Genomic DNA, 20116 nt, shown 5'->3' with positions numbered 1-20116 from the left:
AGCGCGTTTCACACAACCTACAAGGGTGCGATTAAGCTTATTTAACGCGTATACAGATTATGGATGCCCGTTCGCGGGCGGGCTCAGTAGGCCATCCATCCGCCATCGACCATCAGGTTCTCCCCGGTGACATACATCGCGTCGTCCGAGGCGAGGAACAGCGCCGCCCCCGCCACATCCTCCGGCCGCCCGAGTCGTGGCCAGGGCGTGCGCGCATGGGAATAGGCGATCATCGCCGGGTCGATGGCCCGCCCCGTCTTGCCGGTGAGGATCTTCCCCGGCGCCACCGCATTGCAGACGACGCCCTGCGCCGCATAATCCACCGCCACCTGACGCGTCAGATAGGCGACCCCCGCCTTCGACGTCCCATAGGCAATGTCCCCCGGCGAGGCGACCATCCCATGCTGCGAGGAGATGTTAACGATTCGCCCCCGCACCTCGCCCCGCGGCGGCTGCGCCAGCATCGCCCGCACCGCCGCCCGGCTCATCAGGAAGCAGCCGGTGAGGTTCACCGCCAGCACCCGGTCCCACTCCTCCCGCGAGCAGTCCAGCAGCGGCTTGCCGAGGGTGATCGCCGCATCGTTCACCAGCACGTCGAGCCGGCCATGCCGCCCGATCACTCGCGCCACCGCCGCCTCGCACTCCGCCTCCACCGACACATCGGTGGCGATATGCTCGATGCCGAGCCATTCATGCGTCGGCTGCCCGCCCTCGCGCACGACGGTCGTGACATCGGCGATCACCACCGTCGCGCCCTCGGCGACGAAGCGCGCCGCGATCGCCCGCCCGATCCCCGACGCCCCGCCGGTGACGAGCGCCACGCGATCCTTCAGCCTCATCGCCCGCCTCCGCTCGCCACCAGCATCCGCCGCTCCAGCCGCGCCACCGCATGGGCGAAGGGCCAGAGCAGTACGAAATACAGCACCGCCGCCGCCATCAGCGGCGTTGGGTTGTAGGTCTGCTCCTGCGCCACGCGCGCGCTCCGCAGCAGCTCCGGCAGCGCGACCATGGCGGCGATGGATGTCGCCTTCACCAGCTCCAGGCTGTTTGAGGCGAGCGGCGCGATCACCGCCCGCAGCGCCTGCGGCAGCACCACCAGCAGCATCGCCCTGAGCGGCGTGAGGCTGAGCGCCGCCGCCGCCTCCCTCTGCCCATGCGGGACGCTGCCGAGTCCCGCCCGGAAGATCTCGCCGTAATAGCCCGAGTTGTTGAGCACCAGCGCCAGCACCGTGGCCGCAAAGGCCGGCAGCGTCAGCCCGAGGAAGGGCAGGCCGTAATAGATCAGCACCAGCAGCACCAGCACCGGGAAGGCGCGGAACAGGTCGATCCAGCACAGCAGCCCGACCCGCACCGCGCGGCCGCCGAGCGCGCAGCCGAGCCCGACCAGCAGCCCCGCCAGCATGCCGAGCGGCAGTGCGACGAGCGCAAGCTTCGCCGTCAACCACAACCCCTGCGCCAGCAGTGGCCAGACCCGGACGAGGCTCTCCCAATCCGCGAAATTGTCGATCAGGTCCTGCAGCATCACCGCGGCACCACCCGTCGCGCCTCAAGCCACCGGCTAGCGACGACCAAAGGCAGGAACAGCACCAGGTAGAGCGCCGCGGCGAGGGTCAGCGGCGAAGGATTGGCCGCGATGGCCATCGCGCTCTGCGCCCGCCCCAGCACCTCGGAGAGCGAGACGGCCGTCCCCAGCGCCGTCCCCTTGGTGATGGCGATGGCCCGGTTCGTCAGCAGCGGGATCGCCAGCCGCACCGCCTGAGGCAGGATGACGAGGAAGAAAGTCCCGCGAAACCGGAGCCCCATCGCATAGGCTGCATCCCACTGCCCCCGCGGCAACGCCTGGATCGCGCTGCGGAAGATCTCCGCCGCGAAGGCCGACAGCACCGCCCCCAGCGCCCCGACCGTCGCCCAGAAGGGCGAGAGCGTGATCCCCGCATAGGGCAGCCCGAAATACAGCACGATGATGACGGCGAGCTGCGGCAGCGTGCGGAACAACTCGATCCACACCACAATCGTCTGTCGCAGCACCGGCACCCTGGCCGCCATCGCCACGGCCATCGCCAGCCCGAGCCCGATGCCCAGCACCACCGTGGCAATGGCCGCCGCCAGCGTCACCCAGAGGCCGGCGGCGATCTCCGGCCCATAGCTCCGCAGGACATCGAGGTTGAGGTAGTACTCCGCCAGCCGCTCCATGCGGCGATTATTGGCAGCGCGGCGTGTGCGCCGTATCCTCGAAGCCCGGCAGCCCCGGCGGCCCGTAGCCCGGGAAGACCTGAGTCATCGAGGAGCCCGCATCCGGCGGCGCCCCGTACCACTTCTCATGCAGCCGGGCGAGGAAGCCATCCTGCTTCATGCATTCCAGCACCTCCTCCACCCGGTTGCGGTATTCGCGGCTCTCCGGCCGGAAGGCGATGCCGAAATTCCGCCCCGTGTAATCCTTGAAGGCCACGGTGATCTGCCGGTTCTGGCTCGCGGCATAGACCGTCGTCGGGATCTCGTTGATGGCAGCGAAGGCGCGGCGCGTCAGCACCGCCTGCACGCTGTCGGGGAAGGTGTCGTAGCGCTGCACCTCGAAGCCGTATTTCTCGGCATTCGCCGTCGCCCAGGTGTCGCTGATCGTCCCCCGGTTGACCGCGATGGCCCGGCCCTTCAGCGCCTCCAGCCCCGCCAGCGTCTCGTTGCGCCGGGTGATGAAGCCATTGCCCGTGGCGAAGAAGGGCTCCGTATAGAGCATCCGCTGCGCCCGCTCCTCGGTGATGTTCAGCGGATTGGCGGTGAACTCGAAGCGCTTCGCAAACAGCGCCGCGAACAGCCCCGAGAAATTCACGTCGACGATCTCGACCCCCGGCCGCCCGAGCCGCCTGGCGATCTCCGTCATCAGGTCGACGCCGAAGCCCTCGGGCCCACTCGCCCCACGCACCATCCAGGGCGCCACGCCGAAATCCGAGCCGACAACGAGCGGTCGGTTCTGCGGATGATCCGCCTCCTGCGCCGGCGCGGCGAGGGCGAGAACCAGCAACGGGGCGGCGAGCAGGAAGCGTCTCAGCACGCGAAGGCTCCTTCATCCGGGGAGAAGGCAGCCTCCCGATGCGAAGCTGATCCGTCAACCCGTTGTCAGGCTAGAATATCCGCCGGCGCCTCCCGCCGCAGCCGCTCGCCGAGCGTCCGCCCGAGCCGCTCCGCCTCCATCGCCGGCCCCTCGATGCTGTCGCGCAGCAGGTAGCTGCCATCCGGCCGGGCGATGAGCCCCGTCAGCCGTACCACCCCATCCGCGCCGAGTTGCGCATAGGCCCCTATCGGCGTCCGGCAGGAGCCATCGAGCGCGCCGAGCAGCGCCCGCTCCGCCGTGGCGACGATCCGCGCCTCCCGGTCCTCGATCGCGGCGAGCAACTCATGCAGCTCCACATCCCGCGCCCGCACGGTGACGCCGACGATGCCCTGCCCGGCGGCCGGCACCACCGCATCGGCATCAAGCACCACGCCCGCCTCGCGCTCGAGGCCCATCCGCTTCAGCCCGGCCAGCGCCAGGAAGGAGGCGGCGAAGTCCCCGTTCCGCACCCGCCCCAGCCGCGTCTGCACATTGCCGCGGATGATCTCGCAGCGCAGGTCCGGCCGCACCGCCAGGATCTGCGACTGCCGCCGCACCGAGGCCGTGCCGATCAGCGCCCCATGCGGAATGCAGGCCAGCGGGTCGCGCCGATCGGGCGCCCCGCACACGGGCCCGAGGATGATCGCATCCCGCGGGTCCTCCCGCTGCAGCAGGCAGGCCAGCACGATCCCCGGCGGCAGCTCCGTCTCCAGGTCCTTCAGGCTATGGACGGCGAAATCCACCTGCCCATCCAGCAGCGCCTCGTGGATTTCCTTGGCGAAGAGCCCCTTGCCGCCGATATCGGCGAGCCGGCGGTCCTGCACCCGGTCGCCCTCGGTGCTGATGACATGCTCCTCGAAGGCCTTGGCATTGCGCAGCACCGGGCAGAAGCTGCTGACGATCGAAAGGAAATGCCGCGTTTGCCACAAGGCGAGCGGCGAGCCCCGCGTGCCCACCTTCAGCGGCAGCGTTTGTCCCGCGCCATGGCGTGGCGCGGTCGGGATGTCGAGGGAGCGCAAACGGGTCATCGAGGGCACTCCTGCTCAGGCGCGGGCGAAGCCGAAAAGATGGGCCAGATCCTTGAAGAAGATGCGCACATGCGCCATCGGATCGCGGCGGACCAATTCCTTGTTCATGTAGGATTCCCAGGTCAGCCGCTGGACATCCTTGTCCTCGCAGATGGCGACGAACTTCTCCCGCCGCTTGTCGGAGGAATACCAGAAATACTGCATGATCCCGAGGATCCAGAAGACGCGGCCATGCGCCTTCATGAAGCGCTTGCGCGCGAGGCCGAGCGCCCGTGCATCGCCTGTCACAATACAGGCCTCCGCCGCCTCCGCCGCCAGCCGCCCGCCGAGCATGGCATAGTAGATGCCTTCGCCCGAGGCCGGCGCGACCACGCCCGCCGCATCCCCCGCCAGCACCACGTCGCGCCCGTTGTCCCAGCGCCGCGCCGGCTTCATTGGGATCGGCGCCCCTTCGCGGCGGATCGTCGCCTGTCCCGCCAACCCCGTCGCCTCGCGCAGCGCGCCGACCGAGCCGCGCAGCGAGAAGCCCTTGTGCGCGGAGCCGGTGCCGATGCTCGTCGTCTCCCCATGCGGGAAGATCCAGGAATAGAAATCCGGCGAATGCCGCCCCTGATAGAAGACATCGCAACGCTTCGCGTCGAAGCTGCCCGCGCCATCGGCCGGGGAAGCGACGATCTCATGATAGGCGAAGACGCAGGGCAGCTTGGCCGCCGCCGGCACCTCCTGCTTCGCCACCTTGCTCTTCGCCCCGTCGGCGCCGATCACCAGCCGCGTCCTGACGCGCGCCTCGGCGCCATCCTTTGCGGCATAGACGACGACCGCCGTTCCATCCGCCTCATGCTCGATCCGCTCGAAGCTGCCCGTGGCGCGCTCCGCCCCGTTCTCCGCCGCGCGCACTCGCAGGAATTCGTCGAAATGCTCCCGGTCCACCATGCCGACGAAGCCGCCATCGATCGGCATGTCCACCTCGCGGGCGGAGGGCGCGATCATCCGCGCCGCATTCACCCGCGCAACGATGATGCGGTCGGGGATGTCGAAGTCGCGCACCAGCCGCGGCGGGATGGCGCCGCCGCAGGGCTTGATGCGCCCCGCCTTGTCCAGCAGCAGCACCCGCCGCCCGGCCCGCGCCAGGTCATCCGCCGCCGTCGCCCCGGAGGGCCCGCCGCCGACCACGACGACATCGAAGCTTCCTGGCTCGTTGGCCATGGTGGTTCCTCCCGGTTCTTATCCGTTGCGCGACGCGGCGAGCCCGCCGAGGCGAGGCCCCGGCGCCGTGGCCCGGCCGATCCTTGCCGCCAGCACGCCCGATACGAGAAACAGCACGCCCTCGGTGCAGAACACCGCGCCATAGGCCATCGGTGCCGAGCCGATGAGGTTGCGCGCCAGGTCGCTCGCCCCGGCTCCCGCCAGCCCGCCGAGCCCGAAGGCGATGGCCTGCGCCGCGCCCCAGAGCCCCATGCGCGTCCCCTCGCGCCCGCCGCGTCCCTGGCCTGCGAGCTGCATCATCGTGGCGATCGCCGCTGCCGCGAACGCGCCGTTCGCCGCCCCGAGCGCCACATAGGACAGGCCGAGCGGCCAGCCCGGACCGACCGCGGCGGCTCCGGCAAGCCCGAACAGCGCCACCGCCGAGGCGGCGCACCCCGCCACCGTCCATCCCTTCAGCGAGCCGAGGCGCCCGCCGAGCAGCGCCACCAGGGCCATCCCGCCGAAGACCCCGCCATGCTGCAGCGAGGCGAGCTTCGTCGTCTCCCCGAGCGTCAGCCCGAAAACGACACCCCCGAACGGCTCGAGGATCAGGTCCTGCGCGCTGTAGGCCAGCATCGAGACGAAGACGAAGACGGTGAACTGCCGCGCCTGCCGCTCCCCCCAGATCTCCGCCAGCGCCGCCCGGAAGCCACCTCGCGGCGCGCACTCCGGCGCCGCGCGCAGCCCCGCCGGCTCCATCCCCCAGACCGCCAGCACCGTCACCAGCAGGGCGAGGCCCGAGACCGCCGCCGCCACCGCCAGCAGCCGCGCCGGCGAGAAGGGGTCGAGGAACCGCCCCGCCAGCGCCGTCGTCACGATGAAGCCGAAGATCATCATCAGCCAGACGATGGTCGCCGCCGGCGCCCGCCTTGCCGGCGCCACCCGCGTGGCCAGCAGCGCCAGCAGCGAGGTCCCCGCCGCGCCCACGCCGAGCCCGATCATCACGAAGGACAGCGCCGCCAGCGCCAGCCCCGCGAGGCGCCACTCGGCCATCAGCCCCGTCGCCAGCGCCGCGCCGATGCCGCCCAGCCCCAGCACGCCGACCCCGCCGATGATCCATGGCGTGCGCCTGCCACCGGTATCCGACCCATACCCCATTGCCGGCCGCATCAGCTGCATCGCGTAATGCAGCGCCACCAGCAGGCCGGGGATGGTCGCCGGCAGGCCGAGCTCCACCACCATCACCCGGTTGATCGCCGATGTCGTCAGCACGACGATCGCCCCCAGCGCCGTCTGCACCAGCCCGAGGCGCAGGATACCGAGCCAGCCGATCACGGCAGCACCGGCCGCAGCGCGAAGGCCGCGAACAGCATCCCGAGCACGTAGAGCGTCGTGCCCGTGCCGTTGTACCAAGGCGCCTTGCCGCGGGGATCGGCCAGCAGCCGCTGCATCAGCCAGAGCTGCGCCGCGAGCAGCAGGCCGATGGCCGCCGCCTGCCAGGCGCTGCCCCAGCTCAGCAGCAAGGCGACGACCACGACCTGCGGCACCGCCATCACCACGCAGGCCAGCTGCGCCGCCCGCTCCACGCCGAGCTTCACGGGCAGGGAGCCGACGCCCATGCGTGCATCGCCCTCGACCGACTTGAAGTCGTTCAGCGTCATGATCCCATGCGCGCCGATGCTGTAGAGCGCGGCGATCGCCAGCACCCGCCCATCCGGTGCCGCAGCCCCGAGCACTGCCGCCCCGGTGATCCAGGGCAGCCCCTCGTAGCAGGCGCCGCAGGCCGCATTGCCCCACCAGCCATTCGCCTTCAGCCGCAGCGGCGGCGCGCTATAGGCCCAGGCCAGCGCCAGCCCCAGCACCGTCGCCGCGAACCCCCAGACCCCGAGCACCGTCGCCACGGCGAGCGAGACCAGCGTCCAGGCGATGGCGATATAGAGCCCCCAGCGCCCCGGGATGCGCCCCGAAGGGATCGGCCGCCCCGGCTCGTTGATCGCATCGACATGCCGGTCGAACCAGTCATTGATCGCCTGGCTCGTGCCGCAGACCAGCGGCCCGGTCAGCAGCAGCCCTGCCGCGATCACATGCCACCGCCCCGCACCCCCCACGCCCGCGGAGATCACCCCGCAGGAGAAGGCCCACATCGGCGCGAACCAGGTGATCGGCTTCAGCAGCTCGAGGCAGGCGGCAGGATCGAGGCGGAGGGCGCGGTCGCTCATGCGGTCATCCCATCTCGCCATTCTCGGCCGGCAGGTCGCCGAGCCCGTAGCGCCGGAGCTTCACATAGAGGCTCTGCCGGCTGAGCCCGAGCATCTCCGCGGCCGAGGCCCGGTTGTCGCCCGTCAGCTCGAGCGCCGCCTCGATGCAGAGCCGCTCGATCACGTCGGTCGCCTCGCGCACCAGTTCCTTCAGCGGCACCTGCCCGATCAGTTCGGTCAGCTGCTCCACCGACCTTGGCGTCCGCCCCACCGTCCGCCCCGGCGCCGTCACGCGGGTGCCGATGTCGCGGATGGCGAAGCCGAAGCAGGGGCCCGAGCCGTTCATCACCGTGACGGCGGAAATCTCCACATCCACCGTGGCGCCATACTCGCCCCGCAGCGTCGTGGCGAAGAGCCGCACCGGCCCGCGCTGGCGGAGATTGGCGGTCAGCACCTCCATCTCGACGCCAGGCTGGCCGAGCCAGCGCTCCAGCGGCTGCCCCACCGCCTGCTCCTCGGCGCCGAGCTGCGCCATCTCGATGAAGGCGGCATTGGCGGTGACGATGCGCCCGTCCTGCTCGGTGACGACGAAGGCATCCGGCACGCTCTCGACCAGCCGCAGCATCTTCGACTTGGCGCGCGGCAGTACCACCGCCCCCGCCTCGCCTTGCGGATAGGTCAGCCGCACCAGGACGAGGCTCGCATTCTCCTGCCGGAAGGGCGTGGCCGAGACCAGCACCTCCCGCCCATCCTCCTGCAGCAGCGCCGGCACGTCCTCGGCCCGCCCGGTCGCCCGCATGCCCGCCAGCATCACTTGGATGCGGTCCCGCGCGCGCTCGCCGAAAATGTCGAGGAAGACCCGCGGCGCTCCCTTCTTGCCGCGCCCGAACAGCTGGTCGGCTGCGCGGTTCGCCTCCAGCACGCCGAGCGTCGCCGCGTCGAGGATCAGCACCGGCTCCGTCCAGAGCTGGAACAGCATGCGGTAGCGCGTCTCGGCATGACGCAGCCGGGCATAGTCGCGGTCGATCGACTGCTGCGCCTCGACCAGCCTCTGCTGCAGGACCGAGAGCGGGCGGAGGTCCCGCCCGAAGGCGACGACGCGGCCGCCCTCGCCGACCCGCACCGTCGAGAAGAGGATTGGCACGGAGCCGCCCCCGCCCGCACCCTGGTTGATGTGCCGCCAGCGCGGCAGCGCGCGGTCGGCGACATCCTTCAGCATGGCCTCCACCTTCGGCCGGCTGTCCTCGGCCACGGTGTCGAGCCAGGGCTGGCCGAGCCAGCTTTCCTCCCCCTCCATCTCGGCGGCGAGGTCTTCACTGTTGAAGGCAACATCGCGGATGACGCCATGCTCATCGATGATGAGGGCGATATCCGCCGCTGCGGTAATCAGGATTGCGGCGGCTTCCGCATCGAGATTGCCCAGCGATGTCTTCGGAGCCTTGAACGCCTTCACGGGCGGGCGATTCCTTCACTGGATATGAGGACGATTCCTCCCTGGAATTTTCGCCGGACCTTGCCTCACCCGCGCTCCGCCAACAAGCGCAGCAGCCGCGCCGCCTGGATCGGCGCCTCCCTCGCATCGGTCGCGGTGGCATCCGCCCCGACCAATGCCGCATACTCTGGGTGGCCGACGAAGGCCGGCCCCCCCACCATCACCGCCATGCCGCGGTGCCGCGAGGCCTGGCGTGCCTTGCGGATGGTCACCGCCAGCAGGTCCATCCGCTGCGTCGAGCCCAGCGTCAGGCCGAGAATGTCGACATGCACCCGCCGCAGCATGCCGGTCAGGTCGCTGATCGAGCGGATCGGCACGGACTGCGCCTGCCACCCGGCACGGCGGAAGAAATCCGCCACCATCTCGAGGCCGAAGACATGCTGCTCACCCGGCACCGGCGCCAGCAGCACGCTGTGCCCGGCTGCGCGCAGCGGCTGCGCGCCCTTCACCAGATGCGCCACGAGGCTCTCGCGGATGCGGCGGAGCTGCGCGAGCCCGAGGGTTACCGTGGCGAAGTCGCATACGTCATCGGCCCAGAACTGCCCGAGCAGCCGGGCGGTCGGTGCCAGCAGGTCGAGATAGATGTCCTCCACCGTCATGCCCGACAGGTACAGCGCCTCGACATAGGCCGCGGCCGAGGCGTTGTCGTGCCGCAGCAGCATGGCGCCGAGCGCATCGATGGGGACCGTGTCGGCCAAGGTAAGGCTCCTCGACTGGACGGCATGCGCTAGGCGGAGCCGAGGAATCACCTCCGCCGCCAGCGCGTCGCCGAAGCGAGGAGAATGGCCCGGACGTTGCGGTTCGGCGAGGGGGGGGCGCGGAGCCGGGTCTGCGCCGGCTTCCGCAAGGGCCCTGGCCAGGTTCCGACGCAGGCTGGAGCCGGCAGTTTGTCCCATGGCGGCCATTGGTTGTCTCCCGCCGAAAACTATCGGCTCCGGCCCGAATGGATGTCAATCTGTCTTTACGTCAATCGAGCTTGACACTCGTCAGCCGGCAGCCCTAGCCTCCCTTCACTGAGCGTCACGCAACGGGAGGGCAGCCGGTTCAAGAACGATGCAGGCAGGCGGCGCAAATAGTTTCGAAAAACTCCAGCGTCCCGACCGGCATTGCTTTCGAACTGGTTCCTCAGCGGACCTTCTGAGCAGAGGGTTGTCAAGCAATGTTTACAATCGGCGTCGTGGCTCGACTCATCGATTCTATTGATGCCTGCCCCTGGGGCACGGCATCCGGCCGACAGGGTGCCCGCACCCGCCGCGCTCCCCTCTACACAGTCGAAGAGCGCCGCCGCCGCGACGCCACCGGCTGGACCCTGGTCCAGGGCATCCTCGCGCCTGTGCAGTTCGGCGTCTTCCTCGTCAGCCTCGCCCTGGTGCTGAACTACCTGGCGACGGGCGAGGGCTACCAAGCCGCCACCCTCTCCATCCTGGCGAAGACCGCCGTGCTCTACGCCATCATGGTCACCGGCTCGATCTGGGAGAAGGTCGTCTTCGGCCGCTATCTCTTCGCCCGCGCCTTCTTCTGGGAGGACGTGTTCAGCATGCTCGTCCTCGCGCTGCACACGGCCTATATCGTGGCGCTCGCCGCCGGCATCGGCGACACGCACGACCTGATGCTGCTGGCGCTCGCGGCTTACGCCTCCTACGTCATCAACGCCGCGCAATTCCTGCTGAAGCTGCGCGCCGCCCGCCGCGACGAAGCCGCCTGGCCGACCGCACTGGGCTATTCCAAGTGAGCGCCGCCGCGCTCGCCCACGCCCCGGCTGCCGGCTGCACCGAGGCGCCGGTGCTGCGGGAGCGCGGCCAGCGCGAGGTCTTCTGCGGCCTCACCGGCATCATCTGGCTGCACCGCAAGATCCAGGACGCCTTCTTCCTCGTCGTCGGCTCGCGCACCTGCGCCCATCTCATGCAGTCCGCAGCGGGCGTCATGATCTTCGCCGAGCCGCGCTTCGCCACCGCCATCATGGAGGAGCGCGACCTCGCCGGCATGACGGATGCCAATGAGGAGCTCGACCGCGTCGTCGCCCAGCTCCTCGCCCGCCGCCCCGACATCCGCCTGCTCTTCCTCGTCGGCTCCTGCCCGTCGGAGGTCATCAAGCTCGACCTCTCGCGCGCCGCGCAGCGGCTCAATGCCACCCATGCCCCCGGCGTCCGCGTGCTGAATTACTCCGGCAGCGGCATCGAGACGACCTTCACCCAGGGCGAGGATGCCTGCCTCGCCGCCCTCGTCCCCGAGATGCGCGCCGACCCGGCGCCCAGCCTGCTCGTGGTCGGCGCCCTTGCCGAAGTCGTCGAGGACCAGATGCGCCGCCAGTTCGAGGCGCTCGGTATCGGCCCTGTCGCCTTCCTGCCGCCACGCCGCGCCGCGGACCTTCCCGGCATCGGCCCCGGCACGCGCTTCCTCCTCGCCCAGCCCTTCCTCGCCGAGACGGCGCGGCTGCTGGAGGAGCATGGCGCCCGCCGCCTCGCCGCGCCCTTTCCGCTCGGCGCCGAGGGCACCACCGCCTGGCTCCGCGCCGCCGCCGAGGCCTGGGACGTCCCCGCCGCCCGCTTCCGCGAGGTGACGGCGATCGGCGAGCAGCGCGCCCGCACCGCCATCGCCCGCCACCGCGCCCTGCTCGCCGGCCGCCGCATCACCTTCTTCCCCGACAGCCAGCTCGAGATCCCGCTCGCCCGCTTCCTCGCCCGCGAACTGGACATGCAGCCGGTCGAGATCGGCACGCCCTATCTCCATCGTCAGCACCTCGCCGAGGAGCTCGCCCTGCTCCCCACCGGCGCCACGCTGAGCGAAGGCGGCGATGTCGATAGCCAGCTCGACCGCTGCCGCGCCGCCCGGCCCGACCTCGTCGTCTGCGGGCTCGGCCTTGCCAATCCGCTGGAGGCGGAAGGCTTCACCACCAAGTGGTCGATCGAGCTGGTCTTCACCCCGATCCAGGGCTACGACCAGGCCGGCGACCTCGCCGCGCTCTTCGCCCGCCCGCTCGACCGCCGCATGCGGCTGATGGTGTAGCGGCATGCAGCTCGCCATCTGGACCTATGAGGGTCCCCCGCATATCGGCGCGATGCGCGTCGCCACGGCGATGCAGGGGCTGCATTACGTGCTGCACGCGCCGCAGGGCGACACCTATGCCGATCTGCTCTTCACCATGATCGAGCGGCGCGGCGCCCGCCCGCCCGTCACCTACACCACCTTCCAGGCGCGCGACCTCGGCGGCGACACGGCGGAGCTGTTCAAATCCGCCGCCAGCGACGCCTTCCGCCGCTTCCAGCCACAGGCGATGATCGTCGGCGCCTCCTGCACCGCGGAGCTGATCCAGGACGACCCGGGCGGCCTCGCTCGCGCCCTTGGCCTGCCGATCCCGGTCATCCCGCTGGAACTGCCGAGCTACCAGAAGAAGGAGAATTGGGGCGCCGCCGAGACCTTCTACCGCCTGGTCCGCGGCCTCTGCGCCCCGCCCGCGCCGCGCCCTGCGGGCCGCGCGCCGAGCTGCAACATCCTCGGCCCCACCGCCCTCGGCTTCCGCCATCGCGACGACCTCCGCGAGATCACCAGCCTGCTGGAGCGCATGGGCATCACGATCAACGTCACCGCCCCGCTCGGCGCGACGCCGGCCGACCTTACCCGTCTCGGCGAGGCCGATTTCAACGTCGTCCTCTATCCCGAGACCGCTGGCCCCGCCGCCGCCTGGCTCGCCCGCGCCCATGCGCAGCCGGCGACGAAGACCATCCCCATTGGCCTCAATGCCACCCGCGAATTCATCGCCGAGGTCGCGGCGCTGGCCGGCATCGACCCCGCCCCGATCCTCGCCGCCGAATCGTCGCGCTCCGCCTGGTACTCGCGCTCCGTCGATTCGAACTACCTCACCGGCAAGCGCGTCTTCGTCTTCGGCGATGCCACACACGCTCTTGCCGCCGCCCGCGTGGCGACCGAGGAACTCGGCTTCACCCTGGTTGGCCTCGGCAGCTACGCCCGCGAGCAGGCCCGCGAACTGCGTGACGCCGCGAAGGCCCACGGCATCGAGGCGACGATCTCCGACGACTACCTCGCCGTCGAGGCCTCGATCCAGGCCGCCCAGCCCGAGCTCATCCTCGGCACCCAGATGGAGCGCCACACCGCGAAGCGCCTCGGCATCCCCTGCGCCGTCATCTCCGCCCCCGTCCATGTGCAGGACTACCCGGCGCGCTATTCGCCGCAGATGGGCTTCGAGGGCGCCAATGTCCTCTTCGACACCTGGGTCCACCCGCTGATGATGGGCCTCGAGGAACACCTGCTCGGCATGTTCCGCGAGGATTTCGAGTTCCAGGCGGATGCCGCCCCCTCCCATCTCGGTGCGGCCGCCGCCACCGCGACGCCCACCCTCCCGGCGACCCTCACCTGGACCGCCGAGGCCGAGCGCGAACTCGGCAAGATCCCCTTCTTCGTCCGCGGCAAGGCCCGCAGGAACACGGAGCGCTACGCCACCGAACGCAGCATCGGCACCATCACCCTCGAGGCGCTCTACGATGCCAAAGCCCATTTCAGCCGTTAGCGCCATTCCCCTGCGGGTGGTCATCGTCACGATGGACAGCCACCTGTCCGGCGCGGTGATGCATGCGGTGACGGCGCTGCGGCGTGAGCTGCCGGGCCTGACGCTGGTGGTCCACGCCGCCGACCAATGGGGCTCTGACGAGGTGGCGCTCGCCGCCTGCCATGCGGACATCGCTAGCGGCGACATCGTCATCGCCTCGATGCTTTTCCTCGAGGACCATATCCGCGCCGTCCTCCCCGCGCTGGCGGCGCGGCGCGAGAGCTGCGACGCCATGCTCGGCCTGCTCTCCGCCGGCGAGGTGATGCGCCTCACCCGCATCGGCCGCTTCCGTATGGATGCCGAGGCGACGGGCGTGATGGGCATGCTCAAGCGCCTGCGCGGCAACCGCAAGCCCGGCGGCCAGAGCAGCGGCCGCGACCAGATGAAGATGCTGCGGCAGCTGCCGCGGCTGCTGCGCTTCGTCCCCGGCACCGCGCAGGACGTCCGCGCCTATTTCCTCGCCCTGCAATACTGGCTGGCAGGGTCGGAGGAGAACCTCGCCAACATGATCCGTCTGCTGGTCGGCCGCTACGCCACCGGCCCGCGCCAGCAGCCGCAGGGCCGCCTGCAACCCGCCGCGCCACCCATCGAGTATCCTGAGGTCGGCCTCTTCCATCCCCACGCCGCAGACCGCATCACCGAGCGCGCCGAGGACCTTCCGGCCGCAGGCACCAATGGCACCGTCGGCCTGCTGATCCTTCGCTCCTACGTGCTGGCCAACAACGCCGCCCACTATGCCGGCGTCATCGCGGCGCTCGAGGCCCGCGGCCTCCGTGTCATCCCCGCCTTCGCCAGCGGCCTCGACTCGCGCCCCGCAATCGAGCGCTACTTTCTAAAGGATGGCGTTGCCTGCATCGATGCGCTGGTCTCGCTCACCGGCTTTTCCCTTGTCGGCGGCCCCGCCTACAACGACGCCCGCGCTGCCGAGGCGATCCTCGCCCAGCTCGACATCCCCTACATCGCCGCCCACCCGCTGGAATTCCAGACGATGGAGCAATGGCAGGCCGATGCCCGCGGCCTGCTGCCGGTCGAGGCTACGATGATGGTCGCCCTGCCCGAGCTCGACGGCGGCATCTGGCCGATGACCTTCGGCGGCCGCACCGGTACGGCAGATGGCGATACCGCGCATGAGATGGCCGCCCATCCCGAGCGCGCCGCCATGCTCGCCGCCCGTATCGCCAGGCTCGTCGAACTGCGCCGGGCCGAGCGCGCGGCCCGCAAGCTCGCCATCATCCTCTTCAACTTCCCGCCGAACAGCGGCGCGACCGGCACGGCCGCCTATCTCGGCGTCTTTGCCTCGCTCCACCACACGCTGACCGGCCTGCGCGACGCCGGCTACACGCTAGATGTCCCCGCAACGGCCGACGACCTCCGTCGCATGATCCTCGACGGCAACCGCGCCCGCTACGGCACGGATGCCAATGTCGCGCTCCGCGTCCCGACCGAGGATATCCTCCGCCGCGAAATCTTCCTCCCCGAGATCGAGGCGCAATGGGGCCCCGCCCCGGGCAAGCTGCAAACCGACGGCGCCGGCATCTACGTGCTCGGCCTCCGGCTCGGCAATGTCTTCATCGGCATCCAGCCCGCCTTCGGCTATGAGGGCGACCCGATGCGCCTGCTCTTCGAGCACGGCTTCGTCCCGACCCACGCCTTCAGCACCTTCTATCGCTGGATCCGCGAGGATTTCGCCGCCCATGCCGTGCTGCATTTCGGCACCCATGGTGCGCTGGAATTCATGCCCGGCAAGCAGGCCGGCATGTCCGCCGAGTGCTGGCCCGACCGGCTGATCGGCGACCTGCCGAATTTCTACTTCTACGCCAGCAACAACCCGTCCGAGGGCACCATCGCCAAGCGCCGCGCCGGCGCCGCGCTGATCAGCTACCTGAGCCCGCCCGTCGCCCATGCCGGCCTCTACCGCGGCCTGCTGGACCTCAAGGCCTCCATCGACCGCTGGCGCGCGCTGGAGCCCGGCAGCGACCCCGACCAGCAAGCCGCGCTCGCCACGCTGATCCAGGCCCAGGCCGCCGCCGTCGACCTCGCCACGGCCGAACAGGCCTGGACCGACGCCGACGCCACCATCCTCGCCCTCGGCCGCGAACTCCTCGCGCTGAAGGAGACGCTGATCCCCTACGGCCTCCACGTCATCGGCGAGCCGCCCAATGCCACCGACCGCGCCGCCATGCTCGACGCCGCCGGGGTGATGGAGCCCGAGCGCCGCGCCATCCTCGACGCGCTGCTCGCCAAGGACCACGAAATCCCCGCCCTCCTGCACGCGCTCGATGCCGGCTACCTCCACCCCGCCCCCGGCGGCGACCTGCTCCGCACCACGGAGGTGCTGCCTACCGGCCGCAACCTGCACGGCTTCGACCCCTTCCGCATCCCGAGCGCCTTCGCCGTGCAGGACGGCGCCCGCCAGGCCGACCGCCTGCTCGCCCGCCACGCGGCGGATGGCAACGCCCTGCCCGAGACCGTCGCCCTCGTCCTTTGGGGCACCGACAACCTGAAGACCGAGGGTGGCCCCATCGCTCAGGCGCTTTGGCTGATGGGCGCTGCCCCGCGCTTCGACAGCTACGGCCGCCTCTGCGGCGCCCAGCTCCTGCCGTTGGAGACGCTCGGCCGCCCGCGCATCGATGTCGTCGTCACCCTCTCCGGCATCTTCCGCGACCTGCTCCCCTTGCAGACCCGCCTGCTCGCCGAAGCCGCCCTCCTCGCCGCCGAAGCCGACGAAGCCCCCACGCGCAACTACATCCGCAAGCACGCCCTCGCCTTCCAGGCCACGCATGGCGGGTCGATGACGGAAGCCGCGCTCCGCGTCTTCGGCAATGCCGACGGCGCCTACGGCGCCAACGTCAACCAGCTGGTCGGCAACGGCGCCTGGACCGACGAGGACGAGCTCGCCGACGCCTATGAGCGCCGCAAGGGCTTCGCCTATGGCGTCAACGGCAAGCCCGTCCGCCACGCCGCCGTCCTCGCCCATGTGCTCGCCAGCGTCGAGGTCACCTACCAGAACCTCGATTCCGTCGAGCTCGGCGTCACCACCGTGGACCACTATTTCGACACGCTCGGCGGCATCAGCCGCGCGGTGAAGCGCGCCCGCGGCACCAGCGCCTCGATCTATATCGGCGACCAGACGCGCGGCGACGGCGCCGTCCGCACCCTTTCCGAGCAGGTCGCGCTCGAGACCCGCACCCGCGCCCTCAACCCGAAATGGTACGAGGCGCTGCTCTCCCATGGTTACGAGGGCGTCCGCCAGATCGAGGCGCAGGTGACGAACACCCTAGGCTGGTCCGCGACGACCGGCGAGGTCGACCCCTGGGTCTACCAGCAGCTCACCGAGACCTTCGTGCTCGACGCCGTGATGCGCGAACGCCTGGCCGCGCTGAACCCGACCGCCTCGGCCAAGATAGCGAACCGCCTGCTGGAAGCGCATGAGCGCCGCTACTGGTCGCCCGACCAGACCGTGCTCGACGCCCTGCGCCAGGCCGGCGAGGAGCTGGAGGACCGGCTCGAAGGCATCACCGTGGAGATGGCCGCATGAGAATCGAGACGCCGCATGCCGCCCTCCACCGCCGCCCGGTCCCCGCCCGGATGGACGGCGAGGGCAGCCTGCAGGTCCACCTGGACCCGGCAATGACCATCGGCAGCGCCAAGGTTTTCTCCGTCTACGGCAAGGGCGGCATCGGCAAGAGCACCACCAGCTCCAACCTCTCCGTCGCCTTCTCGAAGCTCGGCAAGCGCGTCCTCCAGATCGGCTGCGACCCGAAGCACGACAGCACCTTCACCCTGACCAAGAGCCTGATCCCCACGGTGATCGACGTGCTCGAGACCGTCGACTTCCACTCGGAGGAGCTGCGCCCCGAGGATTTCGTCTTCGAGGGCTATAACGGCGTGATGTGCGTCGAGGCCGGCGGCCCGCCAGCCGGCACCGGCTGCGGCGGCTATGTCGTCGGCCAGACGGTGAAGCTGCTGAAGGAGCACCGCCTGCTGGAAGACACCGACGTGGTGATCTTCGACGTGCTCGGCGACGTGGTCTGCGGCGGCTTCGCGGCGCCCCTCCAGCATGCCGACCGCGGCATCATCGTCGCCGCCAACGACTTCGACAGCATCTTCGCCATGAACCGCATCGTCGCCGCCATCAAGGCCAAGTCGAAGAATTACGACGTCCGGCTCGGCGGCGTCATCGTCAACCGCAGCGCGGCGACCGACCAGATCGACAAGTTCAACGCCGTGACGGGGATGCAGACGCTCGCGCATTTCCCCGACCTCGACGTCATCCGCCGCTCCCGCCTGAAGAAGTCCACCCTCTTCGAGATGGACCCGACGCCGGAGCTAGTGGCGGTGCAGGAAGAATACCTTCGCCTCGCCGCCAATCTCTGGGCCGGTACGGAGGCCCTCAGCGCCTCGCCGATGAAGGACCGCGACATCTTCGACCTGCTGGGATTCGACTGATGCCGAGCAGCACCTACACCGCCCGCCGCGGCGAGCTCGAAACCTATTTCGACCGCACCGCGGCCGAGGCCTGGGCGCGCCTCACTTCCACTGCGCCGGTCGGCCGCGTCCGCGCCACCGTCCGCGCCGGCCGCGACTCCATGCGCGCCACTCTGCTCTCCTACCTGCCGGACGACCTCACCGGCCGCCGCCTGCTCGATGCCGGCTGCGGCACCGGCGCGCTGGCGGTGGAGGCAGCCCGCCGTGGTGCCCATGTCACGGCGATCGACCTCTCGCCGACCCTGGTGGCGCTTGCCGCCGAGCGCGCCGCCGGCAACACCGGCGCCGGCCATGTCGACTTCCGCACCGGCGACATGCAGGACCCCGCCCTTGGCGAGTTCGACCACGTCGTCGCCATGGACAGCCTGATCCACTACAAGGCGCCCGATGTCATGGCGGTGCTCGCCGGCCTTGCCGCCCGTACCCGCCATTCGATGCTGCTCACCTTCGCTCCGCGCACCCCGCTGCTCGCGGCGATGCACGCCATCGGCCAGTTCTTCCCACGCGGCGACCGCTCGCCCGCTATCGAGCCCGTCGCCGAGCGCCGCCTCGCGCGCCTCGTCACCGTCGGCCTCCCCGGCTGGCAGCCCGGCCGCAGCCGGCGCATCGCCGCCGGTTTCTACATCTCCCAAGCCCTGGAGGTGCGCCGCGCATGAGCCGCATGACCCGCGCCTGGACCAGGCTCAGCCCCGAATTCCTCCCCTTCGCCGACGCCGCCTCGGCCGAACTCCCCCTCGGCCGTCTGCTGCGCCTCTCGCTCTTCCAGGTCTCGGTCGGCATGGGCTCCGTGCTGCTGATCGGCACGCTGAACCGCGTGATGATCGTCGAGCTTGGCGTCTCCGCCTGGCTGGTGGCGACGATGGTTTCGCTGCCGCTGCTCTTCGCCCCCTTCCGCGCCCTCGTCGGCCACCGCTCGGACAACCACCGCTCGGCTCTCGGCTGGCGCCGCGTCCCCTACATCTGGATGGGCACGCTGCTGCAATTCGGCGGCCTAGCGATCATGCCCTTCGCGCTGATCCTGCTCTCCGGCGACAGCAACGCACCGCCCATCGTCGCCCATATCGGCGCGGCGTTGGCCTTCCTCCTCGTCGGCGCCGGCCTGCACACGACGCAGACCGTCGGCCTCGCGCTCGCCACCGACCTCGCCCCGCCCGAGTCCCAGCCGCGCGTCGTCGCCCTGCTCTCGTTGATGCTCCTCCTCGGCATGATGGTGAGCGCCCTCGGCTTCGGCGCATTGCTGCAGCATTTCAGCCAGCTCCGCCTGATCCAGGTCATACAGGGCGCTGCCATGCTGACGATGGTGCTGAACTGCATCGCTCTTTGGAAACAGGAGCCGCGCGACCCGGGCCGCACCCGCGCCAACCGGCCCCAGCCGGGTTTCCTCGACTCCTGGCGCCGCCTGCGCGGCGAGGGCCGCTGGACACGCCGCCTCGCCGCCATCGGCCTCGGCTCCGCCGCCTTCAGCATGCAGGACATCCTGCTTGAGCCCTATGGCGGCCAGATTCTCGGCCTCTCCGTCGCCGCGACGACGACGCTGACGGCGCTCTTCGCGGGCGGCGGCATTGCTGGCTTCGCCATGGCAGCGCGCGGCCTCGGCCGTGGCGCGGACCCGCACCGCATCGCCGGCTTCGGCGCCCTCGTCGGCGCCACGGGATTCGCCGGCGTCATCTTCGCCGCCCCTCTCGACAGCGCCGTCGCCTTCGGTCTCGGCACGGTGGCGATCGGCCTGGGCAGCGGCCTCTTCACCGTCGGCACGCTGACGGCCTGCATGGACCTCGCCCGCAGCGGCCAGGCCGGCCTCGCGCTCGGTGCCTGGGGCGCAGTGCAGGCGAGTTGCGCAGGCGGCGCCGTCGCCGCCGGCGGCGTGCTGCGCGATCTCGTCTCGGAATTCGCCATGCATGGCGGCCTCGGCACGACGCTCACCGTCGCCGCCACCGGCTATGGCGCGGTCTACCTGCTGGAGATCGTGCTGCTCTTCGCCACCATCGCCGTGATCGGCCCGCTCGTGAGCGTCGCCCGGCCGCGGCCCACACCCTCGCTCGGCCTCGCCGGGTCGCCCAGCTAGCGGAGGAA

17 protein-coding genes are annotated in these 20116 nt (G+C 70.5%); 7 read left to right on the top strand and 10 right to left on the bottom strand.

Annotation, left to right across the window (positions count from 1 at the left end; translation table 11 throughout):
• Positions 1-83: 83 nt before the first annotated feature.
• The 10 genes from EP26_RS12305 to EP26_RS12260 form a co-directional block, all read right to left on the bottom strand.
• Positions 84-839: an SDR family NAD(P)-dependent oxidoreductase gene (locus EP26_RS12305; RefSeq protein ID WP_043338862.1), complete on the bottom strand. Its 756-nt coding sequence runs from the start codon at positions 837-839 to the stop codon at positions 84-86.
• Complete coding sequence (locus tag EP26_RS12300) at positions 836-1522, bottom strand: amino acid ABC transporter permease (RefSeq protein WP_043338861.1); 687 nt, start codon at positions 1520-1522, stop codon at positions 836-838. The genes EP26_RS12305 and EP26_RS12300 overlap by 4 nt, the downstream gene beginning before the upstream one ends.
• Complete coding sequence (locus EP26_RS12295) at positions 1522-2193, bottom strand: amino acid ABC transporter permease (RefSeq protein WP_043338860.1); 672 nt, start codon at positions 2191-2193, stop codon at positions 1522-1524. Before EP26_RS12295 ends, EP26_RS12300 begins: the two co-directional genes overlap by 1 nt.
• A 7-nt stretch (positions 2194-2200) precedes the next feature.
• Complete coding sequence (locus EP26_RS12290) at positions 2201-3049, bottom strand: substrate-binding periplasmic protein (protein ID WP_211259430.1); 849 nt, start codon at positions 3047-3049, stop codon at positions 2201-2203.
• A 65-nt stretch (positions 3050-3114) separates the two neighbouring features.
• Positions 3115-4116, bottom strand: coding sequence for a hydroxymethylbilane synthase (gene hemC, locus EP26_RS12285; protein WP_043338859.1), 1002 nt, complete (start codon positions 4114-4116; stop codon positions 3115-3117).
• A 15-nt stretch (positions 4117-4131) separates the two neighbouring features.
• Complete coding sequence (locus EP26_RS12280; RefSeq protein WP_043338857.1) at positions 4132-5322, bottom strand: geranylgeranyl diphosphate reductase; 1191 nt, start codon at positions 5320-5322, stop codon at positions 4132-4134.
• 18 nt (positions 5323-5340) lie between these two features.
• Positions 5341-6636, bottom strand: coding sequence for a BCD family MFS transporter (locus tag EP26_RS12275; RefSeq protein ID WP_043338856.1), 1296 nt, complete (start codon positions 6634-6636; stop codon positions 5341-5343).
• The gene (gene chlG, locus EP26_RS12270) at positions 6633-7520 is read right to left on the bottom strand and encodes a chlorophyll synthase ChlG (RefSeq protein WP_043338855.1); all 888 of its coding nucleotides are present in this window, start codon (positions 7518-7520) and stop codon (positions 6633-6635) included. The genes EP26_RS12275 and chlG overlap by 4 nt, the downstream gene beginning before the upstream one ends.
• Positions 7521-7524: 4 nt before the next feature.
• The gene (ppsR, locus tag EP26_RS12265) at positions 7525-8952 is read right to left on the bottom strand and encodes a transcriptional regulator PpsR (RefSeq protein WP_043338854.1); all 1428 of its coding nucleotides are present in this window, start codon (positions 8950-8952) and stop codon (positions 7525-7527) included.
• A 65-nt stretch (positions 8953-9017) separates the two neighbouring features.
• Positions 9018-9689, bottom strand: coding sequence for a cobalamin B12-binding domain-containing protein (locus EP26_RS12260; protein WP_052389101.1), 672 nt, complete (start codon positions 9687-9689; stop codon positions 9018-9020).
• A gap of 479 nt (positions 9690-10168) precedes the next feature.
• On the opposite strand from EP26_RS12260, the gene bchF reads away from it, so the two are divergent.
• Genes bchF through EP26_RS12225 form a run of 7 tightly spaced genes read left to right on the top strand, consistent with a single transcriptional unit; the run spans position 10169 to position 20108 of the window.
• Positions 10169-10723 (top strand): 2-vinyl bacteriochlorophyllide hydratase, encoded by a 555-nt coding sequence (gene bchF / locus EP26_RS12255; protein ID WP_456303876.1) that lies wholly within the window; start codon positions 10169-10171, stop codon positions 10721-10723.
• A complete protein-coding gene (locus EP26_RS12250) occupies positions 10720-11997 on the top strand; it encodes a ferredoxin:protochlorophyllide reductase (ATP-dependent) subunit N (RefSeq protein ID WP_043338852.1) in 1278 nt (425 codons plus the stop codon). Before bchF ends, EP26_RS12250 begins: the two co-directional genes overlap by 4 nt.
• Before the next feature lie 4 nt (positions 11998-12001).
• Positions 12002-13516, top strand: coding sequence for a ferredoxin:protochlorophyllide reductase (ATP-dependent) subunit B (bchB, locus tag EP26_RS12245; protein WP_043338851.1), 1515 nt, complete (start codon positions 12002-12004; stop codon positions 13514-13516).
• Positions 13491-17093, top strand: a complete 3603-nt coding sequence (locus EP26_RS12240; protein ID WP_043338850.1) for a magnesium chelatase subunit H — start codon at positions 13491-13493, stop codon at positions 17091-17093. The genes bchB and EP26_RS12240 overlap by 26 nt, the downstream gene beginning before the upstream one ends.
• A complete protein-coding gene (gene bchL / locus EP26_RS12235; protein WP_043338848.1) occupies positions 17090-18004 on the top strand; it encodes a ferredoxin:protochlorophyllide reductase (ATP-dependent) iron-sulfur ATP-binding protein in 915 nt (304 codons plus the stop codon). Before EP26_RS12240 ends, bchL begins: the two co-directional genes overlap by 4 nt.
• The gene (bchM, locus tag EP26_RS12230; protein WP_043338847.1) at positions 18004-18699 is read left to right on the top strand and encodes a magnesium protoporphyrin IX methyltransferase; all 696 of its coding nucleotides are present in this window, start codon (positions 18004-18006) and stop codon (positions 18697-18699) included. Before bchL ends, bchM begins: the two co-directional genes overlap by 1 nt.
• Positions 18696-20108 (top strand): BCD family MFS transporter, encoded by a 1413-nt coding sequence (locus tag EP26_RS12225; RefSeq protein ID WP_043338846.1) that lies wholly within the window; start codon positions 18696-18698, stop codon positions 20106-20108. The genes bchM and EP26_RS12225 overlap by 4 nt, the downstream gene beginning before the upstream one ends.
• Positions 20109-20116 lie beyond the last annotated feature (8 nt).

This window comes from Belnapia moabensis DSM 16746 (assembly GCF_000745835.1).
Lineage (GTDB): Bacteria > Pseudomonadota > Alphaproteobacteria > Acetobacterales > Acetobacteraceae > Belnapia > Belnapia moabensis.
This window is presented reverse-complemented; position numbering and strand designations above follow the sequence as displayed.